Origin of the sequence: Myroides gitamensis, from assembly GCF_029894455.1 — a bacterium.
Taxonomy (GTDB): domain Bacteria; phylum Bacteroidota; class Bacteroidia; order Flavobacteriales; family Flavobacteriaceae; genus Flavobacterium; species Flavobacterium odoratum.
The window spans coordinates 465,171-486,467 of record NZ_JARYHN010000001.1 but is presented as its reverse complement, the minus strand read 5'-3'; the positions used below and the strand labels follow the sequence as shown (position 1 = coordinate 486,467).

Here is a 21,297-nt window from a genome sequence, read left to right as displayed (position 1 = left end):
GTTGAATGACAAATTTACTTTAAAATAACGGTATATTTTTCGATATACTTTTGACGTTGTTCTTTTGTAATGGATAATCCATCGTGAATATAATTATCCATCGATCCATACTTTGCTTCTATTGCAGCAAACATCGCCTCTAAATAATTGGGTTTAATCCACGAGAAATTCTCAATTACTTCATAGTCAATTTTAGGAAAAATAAGCTTGCCAAACTTCGCTAATTTCATTCTTCCAGAAACATCGTCAATACGCTCATTGTTAGAGCGTAAATACTCTTCCATAATGGTTTCTCGATCAACATTGAGAATACTCAATAGTATAGCGCCAATCATTCCTGTACGGTCCTTTCCTGCAGAACAGTGAAACAAAGTAGCTTCGTCATGATCTAGCATACGCAAAACAATCTCGCGAATCTTTTGAGGATTATCCAAAACGTAAACCCCATAAAAATCCTCCACTGCTTTATTTGATTCTTCTACTGTTACTCTTCCTTTTAATACCTCTTTTTTTGCCTTACTAAACATGTCTTCTGAATCTTCAAACGCCTGTTCATTGTAATATTGAATAGTAGTCGGTAGATGATCTGGGTGTTTTTTAATTTCTCGATCGGTTCTTAAATCAATGACCTGCGTAATTGCATATTGTTCTAGCGTTTTAAAATGCTTCTTTTTTAATTTCCCTAAATGACCACTGCGATAAAAATGTCCCGATTTGATTACCCGTTGATCTTGTGTGATAATCCCTCCTAATTCTCGAACATTCGAAACATTTGGAATTTCAACTCCCTGATTCACTTCTAAATATAGTTCTTTCTGTTTCGCATTGGGAGTAAACTCATTTTCTTCCCCCATAGCATATCGTTGGGTTAAGGCTTCATAATTTTCAGTAGTATCCAACTTAGAAAATGCAATTGGCTGATAGGCGTGTTTATAAGAACAACTACCTAACATCAACATACCTCCTACTAAAACAAGGATTTCATATTTTTTCATAACTCATTTTATATTAACCTTTCTCAAAGTTAAGCATTTCTAACCTATTTTTGTTTTTAACCCGTTTCCATAAAAAAAGCAATGCGTTACGGCATTGCTTTTGTATTTCTCCATTTAATTCAAACTAAATTCCCATAAACTGGAACGGTTTGCTCTCTACTAATTGATTATTCGCTAAACCGAAATATTGTTGTCTCTTAGAAACATCTAATTTTTTCACTTTATTTTTTTCGCTGAAATCCAATGTTTTCAAATCCAACCACAAAGGCGATAATGTCAATGGATCTTCATAATAATAAACTAAATTCTTTTGATCTGACACAGCTCTCCATTTAGTAGAAGACAAGTTCGGATATCCCTCGATATGTACTCCATACGGAACAGAACAGTTGCGGATTACACTAAATGCCGATCCTACAGCCACCATCGTATCATCACTTTGATCTACTGCTGTTGCATAATAAGAGGCTCTTGCAAAGCGATCTTCTGATCTTCCTGTACCTGGTAACACTTGGTTCCCTGGTAAAAATGCCCAATAATCTCGAATAGCTAATTGCTTATCATAAGTAGGTGAATTAGTAACTACTGTATAAGAAGGATCGTGATATACCACTAATTTTCCGTCGATATACTCTAAAACGGCATTATCTCCTTTTGCATCAGACATCGTCAAATGCACCGTAGCTAATGTTGTTCTACCTGGGGTATTAGCTGTAACCACTGCAACAGGATTTTTCTGTAAATCCGTTACAGCTTCTGCTACTGTTGCATAGTTATCTAATACATATTGCGCCCATATAGCCAAGCTCATTCCTTTTTGCTTTCCATTCGGATCGTAATCAGGATATTGTGATTCTACTAACCATAAAATATTGGCCACAAGACCTTTTTCATTCATTCCGTCAGTTGTAGCAATATCAAATGCCGATACAATAACACTTCCGTATTTTGATTTCCATTTCGCTGATGCTTTCCCCACTTCACCGGTGCGCTCCATTCCTCTTGGGAAAACCCAGATATTTGGATCAATTTCATCTTTCCAATCCATCGAACGCGCTGTGATAATTGTGTTATTAGGTCCTTTGTATACCACTCGAGTACACGCATAAGCATCTGATGCTACAGGTAGTAAAAAAGCTGCTAAAGCTAAATTAGCGACCCAGATTTTCCATTTTTTCATAGTTCAAGGGTTTTATGTGTGTTTATTTTAATGCTTGTTTAAAAGCTAGTAACGCTCGTTCTCTAGCTAACTTATGCTCCACTATAGGAGTTATATAAGTAGATTCGTCATACTGAGGAATCCACTTTTTTATGTAATTAAAATCTTTATCGAACTTCTTTTGTTGCTCAGTGGGATTAAACACTCGAAAATAAGGAGCAGCATCACAACCACATCCCGCAGCCCATTGCCAATTTCCTACATTTAGAGCCAGGTCATAATCGTTGAGTTGTTGAGCAAAGTACGCTTCTCCCCAACGCCAATCGATCAATAAGTGTTTCACTAGAAAACTAGCCACTACCATACGCACGCGATTGTGCATATATCCCGTTTGATTCAATTCGCGCATACCTGCATCCACGAGTGGATATCCTGTTTCCCCTTTGCACCAAGCCTCAAATTCTACCTCATTATTGCGCCATTGTATATTTTCATATTCCCTTTTAAAACAAGCTCTTGCCGAATGCGGATAGTGATATAAGATTGCCATAAAAAAGTCTCTCCAAATCAATTGGCTCAACCAGGTATCATTATCACGCAACGCTTGTCGCACACAAGCGCGAATAGATACCGTTCCAAATCGCAACGCTATTCCCAAACGCGTGGTAGCATCTAGGGCTGGAAAATCGCGATTGGCTGTATAATTTTGAATAAGAAATGAATCAAATAGGGGTGCTTCAAAACGAGGTTTTGTTTCTTCTTTATACCCCAACTGGGTTAAACTTGGCATTATTTGATGCTCCTTTTGAGCTACAAAATAATCCGCCTTTAATTCCAATGTCCAAGCTAGTAGGTGTTGTTCTGTTAACCTACTTCTCCATAACTTAGAATAAGGCGTATAAACCTTATAAGGAGTTTGATCGCTTTTCAGCAATTCATTAGTCTCAAAAATCACTTGATCTTTATAAGCATAAAAAGCAATGGCATGTTCAGCTATTAAGGCTTGTACCGCTGCATCTCTTTTTCGAGCTGCAGGTTCATAATCTGCATTCGTATAAACAGCTGAAACAGTATAAGTTTGCATCAGTTGTTTGAATACGTCCAATACATGATCATGGTAGCAAACCACCTGACTATTCAACTGTTGTAAATGACTATTGACTTGTGCTAATGCTTGATAAATGTATGGTATGCGTCGATCATCTTGTGCTGGAAATTGCGCTAAGATTGCTGGATCAAAAATAAAGATGGGCAGTACTTTTTTTCCTGACTGTATCGCATGGTATAAGCCTACATTATCATGTAAGCGAATATCCCTTCGAAACCAAAAAATCACAATTTCTTCCATATTAGTAAGTCCTACTAAAAAGACCCTTTATTCTATTTAATAAAGGGTCTTTAAAGATAACTTTTTTTATTTAAAAATAACCAATAATACTGAGCCAAGTTGTTCCTACTACTAAATAAATCGCGAGTAAGAAAAGACCGATTATCAATCCGTAGGTCCACCAAGACTTCAATTCAACATAGCCGCTTCCGAAAAATACAGGAGCTGGGCCGTGTCCATAATGTGTCAAAGTACCGTAAATCGATCCCATATATCCAAGGGTTAAAGCCAATAACATGGGTGGCACACCTAAGGATACACCAACCCCCAAAAGTGCGGCATACATTGCCGCTACGTGAGCGGTTGCACTAGCAAAAATATAGTGACTAAAGAAATAGACAATGACAATTAAAGGATAAGCATAATGCCAATCAATCCCACCCATTTGTGCCTTCACTAAATCACTAAACCAGCCAATAAACCCAAGTGTATTCAATGAACTAGCCATCATTACCAATACAGCAAACCACACAATGGTATCCCAAGCGCCTTTTTCTGATTTGACATCCTCCCATGTTAATACAGAAGTCAACAATAAGATAGCCAATCCAATAAAAGCCGTAGTTGTTGCATCAATCGTGAATAGATCTCCAGTAATCCACAAGAAAAGCAAGATAAAAAAGGTCACTAACATCAACTTTTCTGGTAACGTTAATTTCCCCATTTCTCTTAATTTCTGTGCTGCTATTTTAGGAGCATCCCCTGTTTTCTTTAACTCTGGTGGATAAATTTTATACAACACCAAAGGAGTAAGGAGAAACGCAAGCGCTCCTGGAACAAAACCTCCAACAGCCCAATTCATCCAACTGATATTGATTCCAATATCTGCCGCAAATTTCTGACACATCGGATTACTTGCTGTACCTGTTAAGAACATGGCTGATGTAATCAAGTTCAAATAATAACAATTCAACGTTAAAAAAGAACCTACTTTCTTTTTCGTTTCTTCTTTTGTTGGATCAGACCCAAAGTTCATCGCCATCGATTTCATAATGGGATAAATAATTCCTCCTCCACGAGCTGTATTACTTGGAATAGCAGGTGCTAATACCAAATCAGCCAATCCTAATCCGTAAGCTAGTCCCAAAGTACTTTTACCAAAAGCACGGATAAACAAGTAAGCAATACGATTACCTAATCCTGTTTTAATAAAACCTCGGGCAATAAAGAAGGAGATTCCGATTAACCAAATAACCTTATCTCCAAATCCTTTTAAGCTAAGCGTGATCGATTGTCCTGCATTTCCAGGCGCTAACAATTGAAAGAATGCGGTAAGTCCCACAGCAATCATACACATGGTCCCCATAGGAGCAGCTTTGAGGATAATACCTAAAATGGTACTCACAAAAATGGCAAACAAATGCCAAGCTTCTGGTGTTACTCCCTCTGGGATGGGACAAAACCAAAGTAATATTCCTATTACTACGGTAATTCCGAAATTTTTTAAATTTACTTCTTTCATAGAAGGAGGTTTTTATACGTTATTGTAATCGACACTGAAATTGAATAAAGGCAAGATTTGAGTTGTATGATTTTGTCTGCTCAATATTCGTTTTATAATTATCTATTTGCATCCCCACTTGTAGACGAGCGCCATAGTTCTTTAAGAATTCTAAACTCACCATGGGAACCCAAGTCTGTCTACCATTAGAATTGAAATGCGCACTACCATCTAAATATTCATAGCGACAAGCAAATTCAATAGTTTGCAAACGTTTTTTACCTAAATCATAGCGGACATTCGGTAGAATATAAAAACTCTTCATCAAATAATCATCGATATCCCCTAGACGTTGATCCACTGGTTGGCTAAAATACAATTGATGATTCACCCCTTGTTTTGCCTCTAATTGAAAATCAATACTCCAGCGGTCTCCCATTGGAAAAAAGGCGGTTGCTTCTGCTCCAACTGCATAAATAGTTTGTCGCTGTACTTCGCCAATTCCTCCACTGATTCCGACATTAATTTTATGCTTGGGGTCCACATTAAACAACAAGCGGCTCGAATAGTGTTTCCCGTCGTCATTATCCGTTTTGTTTTTACCATTTCCATTGGTAACAGAAACCCCATAACTCATAGGAACAGATCCTAAATCTACACTACCTGTAACAGCAGCTCCAATTTGGAAGCTAGTCCATCCATTATCGCCAAACATATAGTATGAATTTGAGTAGTCAATGGATTTTACTACATCCACGGGATAGGTTTCCTCCATGCCAAATAACGGTCTAAACTGTCCTACCGTAAATTGCAAATAGCGATTGAGCGTATATTTAGCATACGCGTTTTCTAGAACTTTCGTTTTTGGATCTGATTTAAAATCCGCTAAATTCACTAAAGCTACTACCTCTAAATTTTCTGTAACCTTCGCATTCATCGAAACGCGCATACGCTTAATTTCAAAGGAGTTATTTGTTCCTTCTCCCTCACCATAATGCAAACCATTGATATCTACTCCACGTTTGAAATTATCTAAATAGCGGGTTTGGAAAACCCCTCCCACTTTAAATTGAGGGTATTTTTGCGTTGCATCGTTCAATACGATTTTATCTTCGAAAATTCGAATGGTATCTTGTGCGATTTCAAGCTCTTGCGCCCAAGTATTCATTGCAGTAAATAAGCCTATTCCACAGAGAAATAGGCTTTTTATCATCCCAATTTTACTTTTCATTTTACTTCTTTTTAAACTTGAGAAAACTAGCGCGATTGTACTCGTAGTTCATTCGAGCAATATTCAATACAGAAATTCCTTGTGGGCATTCTACCTCACAAGCTTCTGTATTGGAACAGTGTCCAAAACCTTCCTCATCCATTTGCATAATCATGTGCAGTGCACGTTCTTTTCGCTCTTGTTGTGATTGAGGTAATAAAGCCAATTGCGTAATTTTCGCAGAGGTAAATAAAGCTGCACTTCCGTTCTTACACGTAGCAACACAAGCTCCACACCCAATGCAAGCAGCTGAGTCAAAAGCGGCTTCTGCTGTTTCATGTGATACAGGGATTGTATTCGCTTCTGGCGCCTGTCCCGTATTTACTGAGACATATCCTCCAGCCGAAATGATGCGGTCAAACGCACTTCGATCCACTTTCAAATCTTTTTTAACAGGAAAACCAGCGGCTTTGAAAGGCTCAATCAAAATCGTCTCCCCATCTTTAAATTCTCGCATGTGCAACTGACAAGTTGTAGTATTTTCTAGCGGTCCATGTGCATTTCCATTGATCACAACTCCACATTGTCCACAAATTCCTTCCCTACAATCATGATCAAATTCAATAGGATCTTCTTTTTTTGAAATTAATTGTTCATTTAGCGTGTCCAACATTTCCAAAAAAGACATGTGTGTATTTACATTATCTATCGCATAATCTACAAGTTTACCTTCCGATTTACGATCTTTTTGTCTCCATATTTTAAGATTCAATTTCATAGCCTCTATTATTTATAACTACGGATAGTCGGTTTTACGTATTCAAATGTTAGTTCTTCTTTATTCAAAATTGGTTCTTGATCTAGTGATCCAGGCCATTCCCATGCAGAAATAAACTGAAATTTCTCGTCGTTACGAGCAGCTTCCCCTTCTTCTGTTTGGTATTCCTCTCTGAAGTGAGCCCCACAAGATTCATCACGCGTTAAAGCATCATAACACATCAGCGTACCTATTTCTAAGTAATCCGCTACGCGTCCTGCTTTTTCTAATTCTGAATTGATGGTTGCATTGGTTCCAGGAACATGGACATTTTGATAAAATTCAGCTCTCAACTTCTTGATTTCCTCAATAGCAAATGTCAATCCTTCTTTGGTACGTGCTAAACCACAATAATCATACAGTAATTTACCTAATTTCTTATGGTAATAATCGACCGTTTTATCCCCATTAATTTTCAATAGGTTTTCTAATTTGTCTTTAACCTCTTGTTCTGCTTTCTCAAATTCGGGATGATCGGTTGTAATTTTACCGATTCGAATTTGATCTGCTAAATAGTTAGCAATCGTATACGGAGCGATAAAATAACCATCAACAGAAGCTTGCAGTAAAGAGTTTGCTCCTAATCGGTTTGCACCGTGGTCTGCAAAATTAGCTTCCCCTAAGGCAAACAATCCTGGAATCGTAGTCATTAGTTCATAATCTACCCAAAGTCCTCCCATAGAGAAGTGAGCTGCTGGGGAAATCATCATCGGTTCTTTATAAGCATTTGTCCCTGTAATTTTCTCATACATGGTAAACAAGTTGCCATATTTTTCAGCTATTTTCGCTTGTCCTTGTTCTCGGATTGCCTTAGAAAAATCTAGATATACTGCATTTTTCAATGGTCCAACACCATAACCGGCATCGATTCGCTCTTTAGCAGCACGAGAAGAAATATCTCGAGGGGCTAAATTTCCAAAAGCGGGATAACGTCTTTCTAAATAGTAATCTCTTTCCTCTTCTGGAATATCATTAGCGACTCTCGTTTCATTTAGATTTTTAGGAACCCAAATACGTCCATCATTACGCAATGATTCAGACATTAAGGTCAATTTAGACTGATAATCTCCAGACTGTGGTAAGGATGTTGGGTGAATTTGTGTCCAACTTGGAGAAGCAAAATAGGCTCCTTTTTTATGTGCTCTCCAAATAGCAGAGCCATTACATCCCATAGCGAGCGTTGACAAATAGTAAATCTTCCCGAATCCTCCTGTTGCTAAAACGACTGCATGCGCAGCATGTCTTTCAATTTCTCCTGTTTCAAGATTTCGAACAATAACCCCACGGGCTTTTCCATCAATCAGTACTAAATCCAACATTTCATGTGAAGAAAAAAGCTCTACCGTTTTTTTATTTACCTGACGCATAAGCGCTTGATAAGTCCCTAAAAGCAATTGTTGTCCCGTTTGTCCACGAGCATAAAATGTTCGACTCACCTGAACTCCTCCAAATGATCGATTATTTAGGTATCCACCGTATTCCCTACCAAAAGGCACTCCTTGAGCAACAGCTTGGTCAATTAAATTCACGGAACATTCTGCTAAGCGATAAACATTCGCTTCCCTTGCTCTAAAGTCTCCTCCTTTTAATGTATCCACAAACATTCTGTAGATACTATCTCCGTCATTTTTATAATTTTTAGCCGCATTTACTCCTCCTTGTGCCGCTACAGAGTGCGCACGACGCGGAGTATCTTGAAAGCAAAATGATTTTACATTATATCCCATCTCTCCCAAAGAGGCTGCTACAGAACTACCTGCTAATCCAGTTCCAATTACAATAACATCCAGCTTTTTTCTATTTGCAGGATTAACCAAACGAGCATTCTTTTTATAGTTAAACCATTTATCTTCTAATGGTCCTTCAGGAATTTTTGCATCTAATTTCATAACAACTTGTATTAATGGGTGATATAAATATAAATAGGCATTAAAGCGAAACCAACACATAAGATAACCGCATACGCGATTCCGAATACATTAATCCATCGTACGTATTTAGGGTGAAATAACCCTAGTGTACGAACACCGCTCGTGATACCGTGAATTAAGTGATAAGCAAGCGCAATCATCGCTATTACATAAACAACAACTAACCAAAGTTCCTGAAATGCCGTAACAACAACAGTATACAGGTCTTTATTGCCCTTTGCGTCTAGCCCTATCTCACCAAATTTATAGACGTACCAAAAGTTTTGAAAGTGCAGTACGAGGAAAATCAAGATAATTACGCCTAATACTCCCATATTTCGGCTATACCATTTACTGGCTCTCCCTCTATTATCGCGCTTGTAACTACCTCCTGCTTTTTGGTTCTTTGAGGTAATGATTAACGCATAAATAGCATGCCCTAAAATGGATAAATAAAGCACATAAGAGACGGCTTTTACCAAGGGATTCCCAGTTAAAAAATGAGAATAAGCATTAAAGCTTTCTTGTGCATGTTCAGGTTCTAGAAACAACTGTGTATTCCCTAAAAAGTGAATCAGTAAAAAGAAACACAGAAACAACCCAGTCCCTGCCATTACAATCTTTCTTGAGAGTGTATTCATCTTATTTTTGTTTTAATAATTAATCCTTTAAATCATCTAATAACCTTCCTTCTTTGCTTCTTGAGTATAACCACATAAATAATACCAAAATTAAATACGCTTTATTTTTCTCAATTACAAACAAAACACCAAATAGACAGTATTTTACAACTTATACAATCAAATACTTTTATTTTGTACTAAATTTAATAATTATTTTAAATAATTTTAAAAAAACCGATTCGTTTTACACGTATTACAAATAATACAGAATGATTATAAATTAACGTAGTATTTATTTAAATTTTAAGAATCGGCTTTCCAAAGAAATGGTTATCTTGAAAAAATGAAATTAAAAAAATATTTTACCTAAAAATGTAACAAATATCATATTTGGTCAACTAATTGTAATATGAAGCAAAATAATGTAGAGCAAGAGTTTATATCTTTATTGGAAGAGAACCAAAATCTCATCCATAAAATCTGTCGCTTGTATACAGATGAAGAATCTGCTCATAAAGATTTGTTTCAAGAAATTTCGATTCAACTATGGAAAGCTTATCCTAGTTTTAGAGGAGAATCCAAGTTCACAACTTGGGCGTACAGAATTGGTTTAAATACTGCCATTTCACTTTTCCGGAAGAAAAACCGGCAAATCACCACGACGAGCTATAATCCGATTATTCATCATTTTGAATACCAGGAGTACAACGAAGAAGAAGAACAGCAACTCAAATTGATGTATCAAGCACTTCACCAATTGAATGACATTGACAAAGCCTTAGTTTTCATGTATCTCGAAAACAAAACCTATGAAGAGATTGCTGATACACTCGGTATAAGTGAGGTCAATGCTCGAGTAAAAATGAATCGAATTAAAAGTAAATTAAAAAAAATATTAAATCCGTAAGGATTCACTATATAGTATGGATGAACTTGACTTATTAAAAAAACATTGGAACGCCAACCATAACTTTCCAAAAGTGTCAAAGGACGAGATTAGTGGGATGATTCACAAAAAATCATCTTCTATTGTGATGTGGATATTTATCATCAGTGTCATCGAATTTCTAGGTTTAAACTTGGCTAGTTTTTTCCTCTTTAATGATGACAGTGAATTAAAAGGGAACAACAATCTAATTTTTGAATTTATCGTCAATAATATTGATTACGTCAGCGGTTTAATCTCCGTGATATTCATTATTGCATTTTACATCAAGTATCGCAAAATTTGCGTAGCAGATAATACCAAAAATTTAATGAAACAGATTCTTCAAACGAAGAAAATGGTTAATTACTATATCGCAATTAATATTTCGATCATTTCCATCTTGTCTCTTTTTGCAGCTATTACCATTTTAACTGCAGATAACGACCCTACACATGGATGGTCTTACTATATCTTTATTATTGGTATATTCTTATTTTTATTTTTAATCTTCTTCGGAATCATCTGGTTGTACTACCGCGTTGTATATGGAATTTTAATCAAACGCTTGATGAAAAATTACCAAGAACTTGAAAAGATAGAGGATTAATGTCGTATCTTGGATACTCATTTTATCTTTCATCATTCAAGTTATGACTATCACGCAATTACTATATGCCTTGGCTGTTGCGGAGCACAAAAATTTTACGCTCGCAGCAGAAAAATCGTTTGTAACTCAACCTACTTTGAGCATGCAAATTCAAAAATTAGAAGACGAATTAGGTGTTCAAATTTTTGATCGCACAACCAAACCTATTCAATTGACTGCCATTGGAGCTGTTATCATTGAACAAGCGCATAAAATAGTCAACGAATCGAATCGAATTAAAGATATTATTGATCAGGAAAAAGGATTCATCGGTGGGGAATTTAAACTGGGAATTATTCCCACGGTTACCCCTACTTTACTTCCGATGTTTATCAAATCTTTTGTAGGAAAATATCCCAAAGTACATTTGATTATTGAGGAATATACAACAGAAGAAATTATCACTCGACTACGCGGCGGGTATCTTGATGCTGCTATTGTAGCAACACCTTTGGAATTAGAAGATATTCGTGAAAAGGTACTTTATTACGAACCTTTTGTCGGTTATATTCCCCAACATTTCCAACAGGAATTCGATGGTAAACTCACGACAGATCAACTGGATTTAAAGAAGCTTTTATTGCTTCAAGATGGCCATTGTTTTAGAGATGGTATCATCAATATTTGCAAGAATAAAAGTGCGGATACAGATCGTCCCTTTTCATTGGAAAGTGGAAGTTTCGAAACCTTAATCCAATTATCTAAAGAAGGGTTAGGCTATACACTTTTACCGTATTTACACACCTTACAGCTCAATACAGAAGATCAACGTAATTTGATGCAGTTTGCCTCTCCGCAACCCGCTAGAGAGATTAGTTTGATTCACACAACAAATGATCTAAAGCTTCAAATTATTCAAGCCTTACACGAGACTATATTGGGAATTATTCGCGGCGCAATCGCATTTCAAGATGTAAAAATCATTAGCCCAAAAAAGAAATAAGTAGATCGATATGAAGATGTAAAGTCGTTATTTTGTACTTACAAAACGCAAAGAACAAACCTCACGATTTCACAAAAAACGAAAAAAACCTCATCATAAAATAAAAAAGGGAGTAAGAAAAAATCTTACTCCCTTTTATGTTGTTCAAGAAAAGATTACTCTTCTCCTTCTCCTTTTACTACCAAACGGAATCCTTCTCCGTGGATATTTAAAATTTCAACAGCTTCGTCTAATTTTAAATACTTTCTCAATTTTGCAATATAAACGTCCATACTACGAGAAGTGAAATAGTTATCATCTCTCCATATTTTCGTTAAAGCAACTTCTCTTGGCATCAAGTCGTTTTCATAAATTGCCAATAATTTAAGCAATTCATTTTCTTTTGGGGATAACTTGATTGGCTCTTGATCTTGGAAAGTCAAGAATCTCAATTTAGAGTTCAAGTGGAATTTACCAATTTGGAACTCAAATTTTGTGTTATCTGTTTTAACTTCAGATGTTTTTCTGTGAATAATCGCTTTGATTTTCATCAATAATACCTCTGAATCAAAAGGTTTATTTAAATAGTCATCCGCTCCTACTTTATACCCTCTTAATACATCCTCTTTCATCGATTTTGCAGTTAAGAAAATAATAGGCACTTCCTTGTTTTTATCGCGAATTTCTTTGGCTAAAGTAAACCCGTCTTTATAAGGCATCATGACGTCAAGAATACAAAGGTCAAAAGTATCGCGTTTAAACTTTTCAAAACCTTCCATTCCGTTTTTAGCTAACGTAACTTCAAAGTCGTTAATCGCTAAATAATCTTTCAAGATCGCTCCAAAGTTTGGATCGTCCTCTACTAATAAAATCTTTTTGTTGTTTGTTGTTTCCATATATATTGATTAATTTATTAATGGCATTTTAATAATGAACGTACTTCCTTTTCCTTTCTCACTTTCAACATATACCTGTGCGTTGTGATCTTCTACGATCTGCTGAACGTAAGCCAGCCCTAATCCGTGTCCTTTCACATCGTGCAAGTCTCCTGTATGTTCACGATAGAATTTATCAAAAATTCTCTTTTGTGCATTTTTACTCATTCCTACTCCTTGATCGACTACTTTTATCAAAATAAAATCTTTGATATTCTCTGTATATACATCAATAATAGGTCTCTCTTTCGAGTATTTAATCGCGTTGTCTAGCATGTTAACCATAACACTTGTCAGGTGAAAATCGTTTCCTAAAATATCCGATCTTCTTGCATCAAGATGTAGGTTGATTTCTCCTCCTCTATCTTGGATAATTAAACCGACGTGATCAACGGCAGATTCAATAATCTCGTGAATATCAACTGCTTCTTTATCTGACTCAAATTCTTTCTTTTCAAGTTTTGAAATTCGAAGCACGTTTTCCACTTGTGCATGCATGCGTTTGTTTTCCTCCCGAATCATATTGAGGTACCGCTCAACCATCTCGGGATTTCCTATCACCTTTGGATTCTTAATAGCATCCAACGCTAGGTTAATCGTTGCAATAGGCGTCTTAAACTCATGCGTCATATTGTTGATGAAGTCTGTTTTCATTTCTGAAATCTGCTTCTGTTTAATCAACTGATTAATCGCATTCAAATAAGCTGCAATAATCACAACTGTAAACAAGATAGACAAAAATGTAATCCCAATTAAAGAAGAAAATAAATATTTACTTTTTTCTGGGAACGTAACATACAAATGATACTTACTTTTTCCATCATTATTCTTTAAAATTGGCACTCCATACGTCGATCCTTCACTGTATTCGAAGTCATCCGACTTAATTTTCGTTGCCAATCCTTTATTATACACACCAAATTCGTATTTGGCATTTACTCCATATTGATGCAATTCATTTTCGAGTAATTCATCTAGCTTTTCTTTTGAGATTCGCTCATCTACTCGCTTTAGTGCAACAATATCTTTGAAATATATTTCAAATTGCGCTTTATCTAACACACCGAGGTTTCCTGATTTCTCAATTACCTCATCTGGATAGTTTTGGTGTAAATTATCCCCTCCTCTATCAAAGGAACTTCCTTTGTGGATTTCGGTTTTTCGCCTAGCAACAAAACTTTTAATATTGGTGCTATCGGCTCTTTTATCAAAGAACGAGCTTCGCAAATTAAAATCTTCAAGAACCAATGTGTTTGAGTAAAATATCGACTCATTTGTTCTTGGATTGCGCTCATAAAAAACGATCTCTTTTAATTCACTTTGTTTTGGCGGTTCGCCAATACTATCCTTCAAGTCATTGTACATTTTGTAGAACTCCATGGCTTCATTTTGTTCCATTGCATTTGCTACATTTCCAATAACCTGTTGAACATGGTACTTGAATTGTTCCTCATTGTTGTTATACGAACTAACAATCCAATATAATTGTACGATGATGATTCCAATCAATGAAAAACTCATTATACCGACAAGTACTCTAAATCGTAATTTATTCATCGCAATTCAAAATTATGATTAATAATGTATATTCCCTAGTAGTTAACATAAAATTAACCGATTAAATTAAATGATTTTTTGAATTAATATCACGTATTATCGTAATAATATCACTTTCAATTGTTTTTTTGTTATTATTTTCAATTATATATTGACTTCTTCCCACCTTTTCCTCGTCTTTCATTTGATTATCAATAATTTTTAGTACTTGGTCTTTTGAAACTCCATCACGTGCCATAACTCTTTCAATTCTAACCTCCTCTGGTGCAACAACTAGAATAACTAAATCACAACTTGTTTCCAAACCACTCTCAAACAATATGGCGCTTTCTTTGATGACAAAAGGGCTGTCTTTATGTTCTTCCAGCCAATCTTCGAAATCTTTTTTAACGCGGGGATGTACAACCTGATTCAGTTGCTCCAACAGTGTTTTATTATCAAAAACCAATTGTTTGATTTTGGCGCGATCTAGCAATCCATTTTCATTAATAACGGAGGTTGTAAATATTTGTTGTACGGCCTCTACGACATCTGGGCGTTCCATTAGCAATCGCGCCCGTTCATCCGCAATATAAATGGGAACCCCATGCTTTTGAAACAATTTAGCAACGGTTGTTTTTCCACTGCCTATTCCACCTGTTAAACCTACAATAATACTCATCTTCTTTGTTGTTATTTGAAAAACATTTCAGGCATTCCTTCTTCAGGTTTGCGTCTTAAAATATATAAAATATAGTTTGATTTAACAAAACCTATACCATACCCGTAAAATTGTACAAAAACAGCACAAATTGACAATACCGACACCTTAAAACTCTTTTCTTTCATCAAAGATATCACAAAAACAAAGAAAAAATATAATAAATAAAGAGAAAAAAGCGAATAAAACCCGACCAATAGGAACAAAAGACTTACCACAAGTCCTCCGATAAAAAGACTCGGAAACCAATACGTCATTTTGGCATATTCTGGATATCGTTGATTGAGAATCGGTCTTGCTTTTCCAAATTTATTGACTTGTACAAAAAATTTCTTCCAATCAATTCGCCTTTTGTGATACACATAAGCTTCGGGAAAAAGCTCCGATTGAAATCCTAAATTCCAAAGTCGAATCGTAAGATCAGGATCTTCACCCGGGTGAATTTTACCGAATCCCTCAGATGCTAAAAAGGCTTTTTTAGAAATTCCCATATTAAAACTACGGGGTTGAAACTTACTAAGTCGTTCCGATCCACCGCGTATTCCTCCAGTAGTCAAAAATGAAGTCATGGCAAAATTAATAGCTTTTTGCACTTCTGTAAAACTAGACAATGCGCGATCAGGCCCTCCAAAACAATCGACGTATTTTTCTTGTAAGTACTGATCAACCACACGCAAATACTCTTCTGGTATGATACAATCCGAATCTAAGATAATGTAATAATCTCCTTTTGCTTTTCGCATGCCGTAATTTCTAGAATCTCCAGGACCCGAATTACTTTTGTAATAATACGATATATCCAGTTGATCTTGGTATTTTTCCACGATAGCTCTTGAATCAACAGCTGATCCATCTTCTACAATTACCACCTCAAAGTTGCCTTGAAAAGTTTGCTTGGTTAAACTAGCCAACAATTCATCTGTTTCATCGGGTCGATTGTAAACAGGAATAATAAATGAGTAATACATTAACTTCTTAAATAACTACAAAAATATCGCTTCCTAAATTGGAATACAAAATTTACTCCCTATATTTATATATATATTTATAATTTTTACGTTATAAACTGTAATATTTCAAAATAAAAACTGTTACAGCCTACTGTAATGGATTTAAATAGTTGAACTTTTATTATATGAATGCAATTAATATACTCTGGGTTGATGATGAAATTGATCTATTAAAACCGCATATTCTCTTTTTAGAAAAAAAAAATCTACGCTGTTACAACTGCCACAAATGGAGCTGATGCGATTGAACTCGTCAATCAACATCATTTTGACATTGTCTTCCTTGATGAAAACATGCCAGGTTTAACGGGGTTAGAGACGTTAAACGAAATCAAAAGCATTAAAAATAGTCTTCCTGTTGTGATGATCACAAAAAGCGAGGAAGAATATATCATGGAAGAAGCTATTGGTGCTAAAATTGCGGATTATCTAATCAAGCCTGTCAACCCCAATCAGATTCTTTTATGTTTAAAAAAGAACCTAGACGATTCTCGAATTGTCTCTGAAAAATCGTCTTTAAGTTATCAAAAGGAATTTCGCAATATTGCGATGGACTTGATGGCTATCAATACTTATGAAGACTGGATTTCGCTTTATCGCAAGCTGTTGTTTTGGGAAAGTAAACTCGAAGATATTGAGGATCAAAATCTAATCAATATCTTAGAAGGTCAGAAAAGTGAAGCCAATAGTCTATTCGGTAAATTTATTGAGAAGAAATACGAGACATGGATTAATTCTACTTCCGATCGTCCTACTTTTTCACATGAGATTTTTAAGAAATGGGTGGTTCCTGAACTAAAAAAAGAGAATAATAAAGTTTTATTCCTCGTTATAGATAACATGAGATATGACCAATGGCGCTCTTTTGAACCCATTGTATCAAATCACTATAAAATCGAAACGGAACATACGTTTTTCTCTATTTTACCCACAACAACGCAATATGCTAGAAATGCTATTTTTTCTGGGTTAACACCTTTACAGATGGAGCAAATGCATCCAAGTTGGTGGAAGAATGATACGGATGACGGTGGGAAAAACTTACATGAGAATGACTTTTTACAAGCGCAATTACAGCGCTTGCGTCTAACTATCCCCAATGAGTATTTTAAGATTGTCGGGCAAAAAGATGGCCGTAAATTAGTTGATAATTTCAATGCAATTAAACACAATCAACTCATTACGATTGTCTATAATTTTGTTGATATGCTTTCACATGCTAAAACAGAAATGGAAGTTATTAAAGAACTAGCATCCAATGATAAAGCATATCGTTCACTGACAACTAGTTGGTTTAAAAACTCGAGCTTACTCGATGTTATTCAGCAAGCCCAACAAGCAGGTTTTAAACTCATTATCACTACGGATCACGGCACCATCAATTGCAATACGCCTTCTAAGGTTATAGGCGATAAGAACACGAGTTTAAATCTTCGTTATAAAACAGGGAAGAGCTTAACGTTCGAAAAGAAAGATGTCTATATGGTGAAAGATCCTAAAAAGATTCAGCTACCCGCTATAAATCTAAGTAGTTCCTTTATTTTTGCAAAGAATGATTGTTTCTTGGCGTATCAAAATAATTACAACCATTATGTATCTTATTTTAGAAATACCTATCAACATGGAGGTATATCGCTAGAAGAAATGATTGTTCCTTTTATCATATTAAACCCTAAATAAATGGAATTCACTTATCAGCTTGAAGAAATTGATAGCATTGCGGCTCAAGTATTACCTTTATTAACCCATAAAATTGTATTATTTCAGGCTCCTATGGGAGCTGGAAAGACGACTTTTATTAAGGCTTTAGCGAAACAATTGGGTATCACAGAAATGACAAGTAGCCCAACTTTCTCTATCGTCAATGCCTATAACATCCCTGATTCCAATACTTCTTTATACCACTTCGACTTGTATCGTTTAGAGGAAGAAGAAGAGGCGTATGACTTTGGATTTGAGGAATATCTATATAGTGGAGATTGGTGTTTTATTGAATGGCCAGACAAAACGCCCAATTTAATTCCAGACAATCACTGCACGATAGAAATCGCTATCTTAGATACGCTAAAAAGAAAATTAACGCTTACGAATGCTTAACTAAAAACCTATGTCCAAAATGTATCCTTTTTCTAAAAAAACCTTGATGCCTCAAGAGGAGTGCTTGCTTGTAGAGCCGCGCAAAGGAGAATTGTTCATTGGCGTGCCTAAAGAAAATTTCAAGGTTGAAAAGAGAATTTGCATCACCCCTGAGGCTGTGCAAACCCTACATGCCTATGGACATCGCGTATTAATTGAAAAAGGAGCTGGAGAGGCTTCTAGTTATAGTGATTTAGAATATAGCAAAGCAGGGGCTGAAATTACAACAGACCCCAAAAAGGTATTTGGCTGCCCTATTGTAGTGAAAGTGGTTCCTCCTACCCTGGAAGAAATTAAACTCATGACACCGCATAGTGTATTGTGGTCCACCATCCAATTAAAAACCTTAGATCCTACTTACTTTAAAGCTTTAGCGAAGAAGAAAATCTCCGCAATTGGCTTTGAATTCATTCAAGATAAACACGGTTCTTTTCCTGCCACTAGTATTTTAAGTGAAATTGCGGGAATCGCATCCATCCAAATTGCCTCTGAATTAATGACGACAACCAATAATGGAAAAGGGTTATTAATGGGGAATATCACAGGAGTAGTTCCTACAGAAGTTGTGATTTTAGGTGCGGGAATTGTAGCGGAATATGCTGCTAAAACGGCCATCAGTATGGGAGCCAACGTTCGTATTTTTGACAATTCCATTCAAAAATTAAGACGTTTACAGAATAACCTTCCCTTTCCTGTTTCTACGTCTACAATTCAAGATAAGATTCTTTTGAAAGCGCTAATGCGATGTGATGTTGTTATTGGTGCTATTCGCGGTAAAAATCGATCGCCAATTGTCGTAACGCAAACCATGGTAGAAAGCATGAAAAAAGATGCCGTAATCATTGATGTGGCAATTGACAATGGCGGATGTTTTGAAACTTCTGAATTGACGACGCATGAACATCCAATCAAACGAAAATTTGAAGTCATTCATTATGGCGTTCCCAATATTACTTCGCGCTATTGTAAAACCGCTTCCATGGCGGTTAGCAATGTCATTACTCCTTTTTTATTAGATTTTGCTGACAATGGTAGCCTCGAAGGTACCGTATTCACAGATAATGTCTTAAAATCTGGTATCTATACGTATAAAGGGTTAATCACAAATAAGGTGGTTGCAGATTGGTTCAATTTAGATTACAAAGACATTCGACTTTTTGCGTTCTAATTTTTTGCCAATTATTTAGTTTTACAACGCTATATTGCTACTTTTGTACAAATTTTAAAGAAATGAGTTTTATACAAAGACTTGCGTATTATTTGTTTGGCCTTTTAATTGGCTGCATGTTTTTATTTTACTTTTTTGGAGAAAAGAAAACAGAGTTTTGTTATTTACCAAATTGTAGAGTATTGAAAGACTTGAGAAGCAAGCCTGTTCAATATAGTTCAGACGCAGAATTTAAATTAAAAGAAGGTTGGGTTGTAGAAGATGATATTCGAAAATCACTACAATATGGCAAAGTAGACTTTGATCAAAGTAATGTTGATTTTGAAAAAGGTAAACTTTATGTCATCACTGGTCGTAATGCCAACAATGACCCGATTACAATTAAGATTGTCAATTACGATGATAAAATCAAACTTTTAGATATAACAAAGCCCTAATTTTTTAGGGCTTTTGTCTTTTTATACTGGATCTATTTGTATTCGATGGGATGGCGTTACTTGCTTAAATGCTGTAGGCGTCATACCCGTTATCTTTTTAAACTGTGTACTCAAATGCGCTACACTGCTGTAATTTAATTGAAAAGCAATTTCTTTCAGCGTTAACTCATCATGAATTAGTAGTTCTTTTACTTTTTCAATCTTGAGATGAATGAAGTATTGTTCAATTGTCGTTGATTCAATTTGAGAGAAAAGCTGTGTCAAATACAAGTAATCTTTATTTAATTGCGCAGATAAATAGGCGGATAAAGGAGTTTCTAATGCCAATTGATCTGATTGCAATAACCCAATCAACAAGGATTTAACTTGAGTAACCACCTGACGTTCTTTGTCATTGAGTAGTTCAAATCCAATTTCCTCAAATTTTTGACTCAACTGTTGTACTTCTGCCTCAGTCAATTGTTCTTGTAATTCTACTTCTCCTAAATGAATGGCAACAGCTGTATGGTTCATTCCTTGTAAAATCTGCTCTACAGCTAATATACAACGATGACAAACCATATTTTTTACATATAATTTCATCTTTGTTTACGCTTTTACTGGTTTGTAAGTTATCTGTTGTACGCTGTAACTCGTACCTTCATTACTCTTTTTTTTAGTCTTGCTTGACTCAACACAAGAGTCATGATGCTCCTTATTTGCTAAGAACATTAACCTCGTCCTGTTTATTATATTGGAATATATTTTCATTTTACGGTTCATTTTACTCTCAAAGATAGAGAAAAGGAGCTGAATCTAAGAATCCCTCCTCAGCTACCATGAAAATGAACATAAAAAAAGAGCTATCTCTGAGAGATAGCTCTTTTTTTATACGGATAATAAATGTAGTGAATCGCTTAATTCTGGCTTTTCTTGCACAAAGCTGCTCACCCACTTTCCTAATTGTTCAACATCATAAGGCACTAAATGATTTAATGCTTTTTGTAACTCTTTATAAAACAATTTCGAGTCAAAACTAACACTCTCTAAGATAGTCGTTGCATAGTTCAACATTATTCTTGTTTTCATAACTCTATATTTTAAATCTTACTCTGTATAAACATACTTCTTTTTTTATTCAAATCAAGTTTACAGCCTATATTTTAATATTTTTTTAATACTTCATGTTTTTAGGCTAAACACCTCTATTAAACGTAAAAAAACAAGACTTATTATACGAAGTATAAAAATAAGTCCTATTTATTAGGAATACTAAAATTCCACTTACTTATACGCGTGTAATCGTAAAAAAGTCGTACCTAAATTCAAAATAAGTT

The 21,297-nt window shown here is 35.5% G+C and carries 20 protein-coding genes and 1 pseudogene; 7 read left to right on the top strand and 14 right to left on the bottom strand.

Annotation, left to right across the window (positions count from 1 at the left end):
• Positions 1-14: 14 nt before the first annotated feature.
• The 8 genes from M2306_RS02185 to M2306_RS02150 all read right to left on the bottom strand — a co-directional run bounded on the left by M2306_RS02185 (position 15) and on the right by M2306_RS02150 (position 9,560).
• A complete protein-coding gene (locus M2306_RS02185) occupies positions 15-995 on the bottom strand; it encodes a tyrosine-protein phosphatase (protein ID WP_259189018.1) in 981 nt (326 codons plus the stop codon).
• Between the two features lie 124 nt (positions 996-1,119).
• Entirely contained in the window at positions 1,120-2,175 is a 1,056-nt protein-coding gene (locus tag M2306_RS02180; protein ID WP_002986118.1) for a linear amide C-N hydrolase, read from the bottom strand.
• 22 nt (positions 2,176-2,197) lie between these two features.
• Entirely contained in the window at positions 2,198-3,502 is a 1,305-nt protein-coding gene (locus M2306_RS02175) for a cryptochrome/photolyase family protein (protein ID WP_259189019.1), read from the bottom strand.
• Between the two features lie 70 nt (positions 3,503-3,572).
• Positions 3,573-5,003, bottom strand: coding sequence for an anion permease (locus M2306_RS02170; protein ID WP_002986121.1), 1,431 nt, complete (start codon positions 5,001-5,003; stop codon positions 3,573-3,575).
• A gap of 19 nt (positions 5,004-5,022) precedes the next feature.
• A complete protein-coding gene (locus M2306_RS02165) occupies positions 5,023-6,213 on the bottom strand; it encodes a porin (protein WP_115090909.1) in 1,191 nt (396 codons plus the stop codon).
• A gap of 1 nt (position 6,214) precedes the next feature.
• Positions 6,215-6,970 (bottom strand): succinate dehydrogenase/fumarate reductase iron-sulfur subunit, encoded by a 756-nt coding sequence (locus M2306_RS02160; RefSeq protein ID WP_259189021.1) that lies wholly within the window; start codon positions 6,968-6,970, stop codon positions 6,215-6,217.
• Positions 6,971-6,978: 8 nt separating this feature from the next.
• The gene (locus tag M2306_RS02155) at positions 6,979-8,898 is read right to left on the bottom strand and encodes a fumarate reductase/succinate dehydrogenase flavoprotein subunit (protein ID WP_115090913.1); all 1,920 of its coding nucleotides are present in this window, start codon (positions 8,896-8,898) and stop codon (positions 6,979-6,981) included.
• Positions 8,899-8,909: 11 nt separating this feature from the next.
• The gene (locus tag M2306_RS02150; RefSeq protein WP_002986129.1) at positions 8,910-9,560 is read right to left on the bottom strand and encodes a succinate dehydrogenase cytochrome b subunit; all 651 of its coding nucleotides are present in this window, start codon (positions 9,558-9,560) and stop codon (positions 8,910-8,912) included.
• A 391-nt stretch (positions 9,561-9,951) separates the two neighbouring features.
• Here M2306_RS02150 and M2306_RS02145 point away from each other — a divergent pair, with 391 nt between their 5' ends.
• Genes M2306_RS02145 through M2306_RS02135 form a run of 3 tightly spaced genes read left to right on the top strand, consistent with a single transcriptional unit; the run spans position 9,952 to position 12,059 of the window.
• Entirely contained in the window at positions 9,952-10,449 is a 498-nt protein-coding gene (locus M2306_RS02145) for an RNA polymerase sigma factor (RefSeq protein WP_002986131.1), read from the top strand.
• 16 nt (positions 10,450-10,465) lie between these two features.
• Positions 10,466-11,077 (top strand): DUF8845 family protein, encoded by a 612-nt coding sequence (locus tag M2306_RS02140; RefSeq protein WP_115090915.1) that lies wholly within the window; start codon positions 10,466-10,468, stop codon positions 11,075-11,077.
• A gap of 43 nt (positions 11,078-11,120) precedes the next feature.
• Positions 11,121-12,059, top strand: a complete 939-nt coding sequence (locus M2306_RS02135; protein WP_002986135.1) for a LysR family transcriptional regulator — start codon at positions 11,121-11,123, stop codon at positions 12,057-12,059.
• 155 nt (positions 12,060-12,214) lie between these two features.
• Here the strand turns inward: M2306_RS02135 and M2306_RS02130 are convergent, their stop codons facing one another.
• From M2306_RS02130 to M2306_RS02115, 4 genes are all read right to left on the bottom strand, one after another.
• Complete coding sequence (locus M2306_RS02130; RefSeq protein ID WP_002986137.1) at positions 12,215-12,934, bottom strand: response regulator transcription factor; 720 nt, start codon at positions 12,932-12,934, stop codon at positions 12,215-12,217.
• A gap of 9 nt (positions 12,935-12,943) precedes the next feature.
• Entirely contained in the window at positions 12,944-14,530 is a 1,587-nt protein-coding gene (locus tag M2306_RS02125) for a sensor histidine kinase (RefSeq protein WP_115090918.1), read from the bottom strand.
• Positions 14,531-14,591: 61 nt separating this feature from the next.
• On the bottom strand, positions 14,592-15,191 hold the full coding sequence (coaE, locus tag M2306_RS02120) for a dephospho-CoA kinase (protein WP_115090926.1): 600 nt from the start codon (positions 15,189-15,191) through the stop codon (positions 14,592-14,594).
• Positions 15,192-15,202: 11 nt separating this feature from the next.
• The gene (locus M2306_RS02115; RefSeq protein WP_259189022.1) at positions 15,203-16,198 is read right to left on the bottom strand and encodes a glycosyltransferase family 2 protein; all 996 of its coding nucleotides are present in this window, start codon (positions 16,196-16,198) and stop codon (positions 15,203-15,205) included.
• A gap of 167 nt (positions 16,199-16,365) precedes the next feature.
• Between M2306_RS02115 and porX the strand changes: the two are divergent.
• The 4 genes and pseudogenes from porX (at position 16,366) to M2306_RS02095 (ending at position 19,981) form a co-directional block, all read left to right on the top strand.
• A pseudogene (gene porX, locus M2306_RS02110) lies at positions 16,366-17,920 on the top strand (T9SS response regulator signal transducer PorX).
• Positions 17,921-18,337 carry a tRNA (adenosine(37)-N6)-threonylcarbamoyltransferase complex ATPase subunit type 1 TsaE gene (gene tsaE / locus M2306_RS02105; protein ID WP_259189023.1) on the top strand — a complete coding sequence of 139 codons (417 nt, stop codon included), beginning with the start codon at positions 17,921-17,923 and terminating at the stop codon, positions 18,335-18,337.
• 10 nt (positions 18,338-18,347) lie between these two features.
• Positions 18,348-19,544 (top strand): alanine dehydrogenase, encoded by a 1,197-nt coding sequence (locus M2306_RS02100; RefSeq protein WP_115090935.1) that lies wholly within the window; start codon positions 18,348-18,350, stop codon positions 19,542-19,544.
• Positions 19,545-19,606: 62 nt separating this feature from the next.
• Complete coding sequence (locus M2306_RS02095) at positions 19,607-19,981, top strand: DUF4258 domain-containing protein (protein WP_115090937.1); 375 nt, start codon at positions 19,607-19,609, stop codon at positions 19,979-19,981.
• A gap of 21 nt (positions 19,982-20,002) precedes the next feature.
• Here the strand turns inward: M2306_RS02095 and M2306_RS02090 are convergent, their stop codons facing one another.
• Positions 20,003-20,563, bottom strand: a complete 561-nt coding sequence (locus M2306_RS02090; RefSeq protein ID WP_259189024.1) for a helix-turn-helix domain-containing protein — start codon at positions 20,561-20,563, stop codon at positions 20,003-20,005.
• Between the two features lie 285 nt (positions 20,564-20,848).
• Complete coding sequence (locus M2306_RS02085) at positions 20,849-21,049, bottom strand: hypothetical protein (protein WP_002986158.1); 201 nt, start codon at positions 21,047-21,049, stop codon at positions 20,849-20,851.
• Between the last annotated feature and the right edge of the window lie 248 nt (positions 21,050-21,297).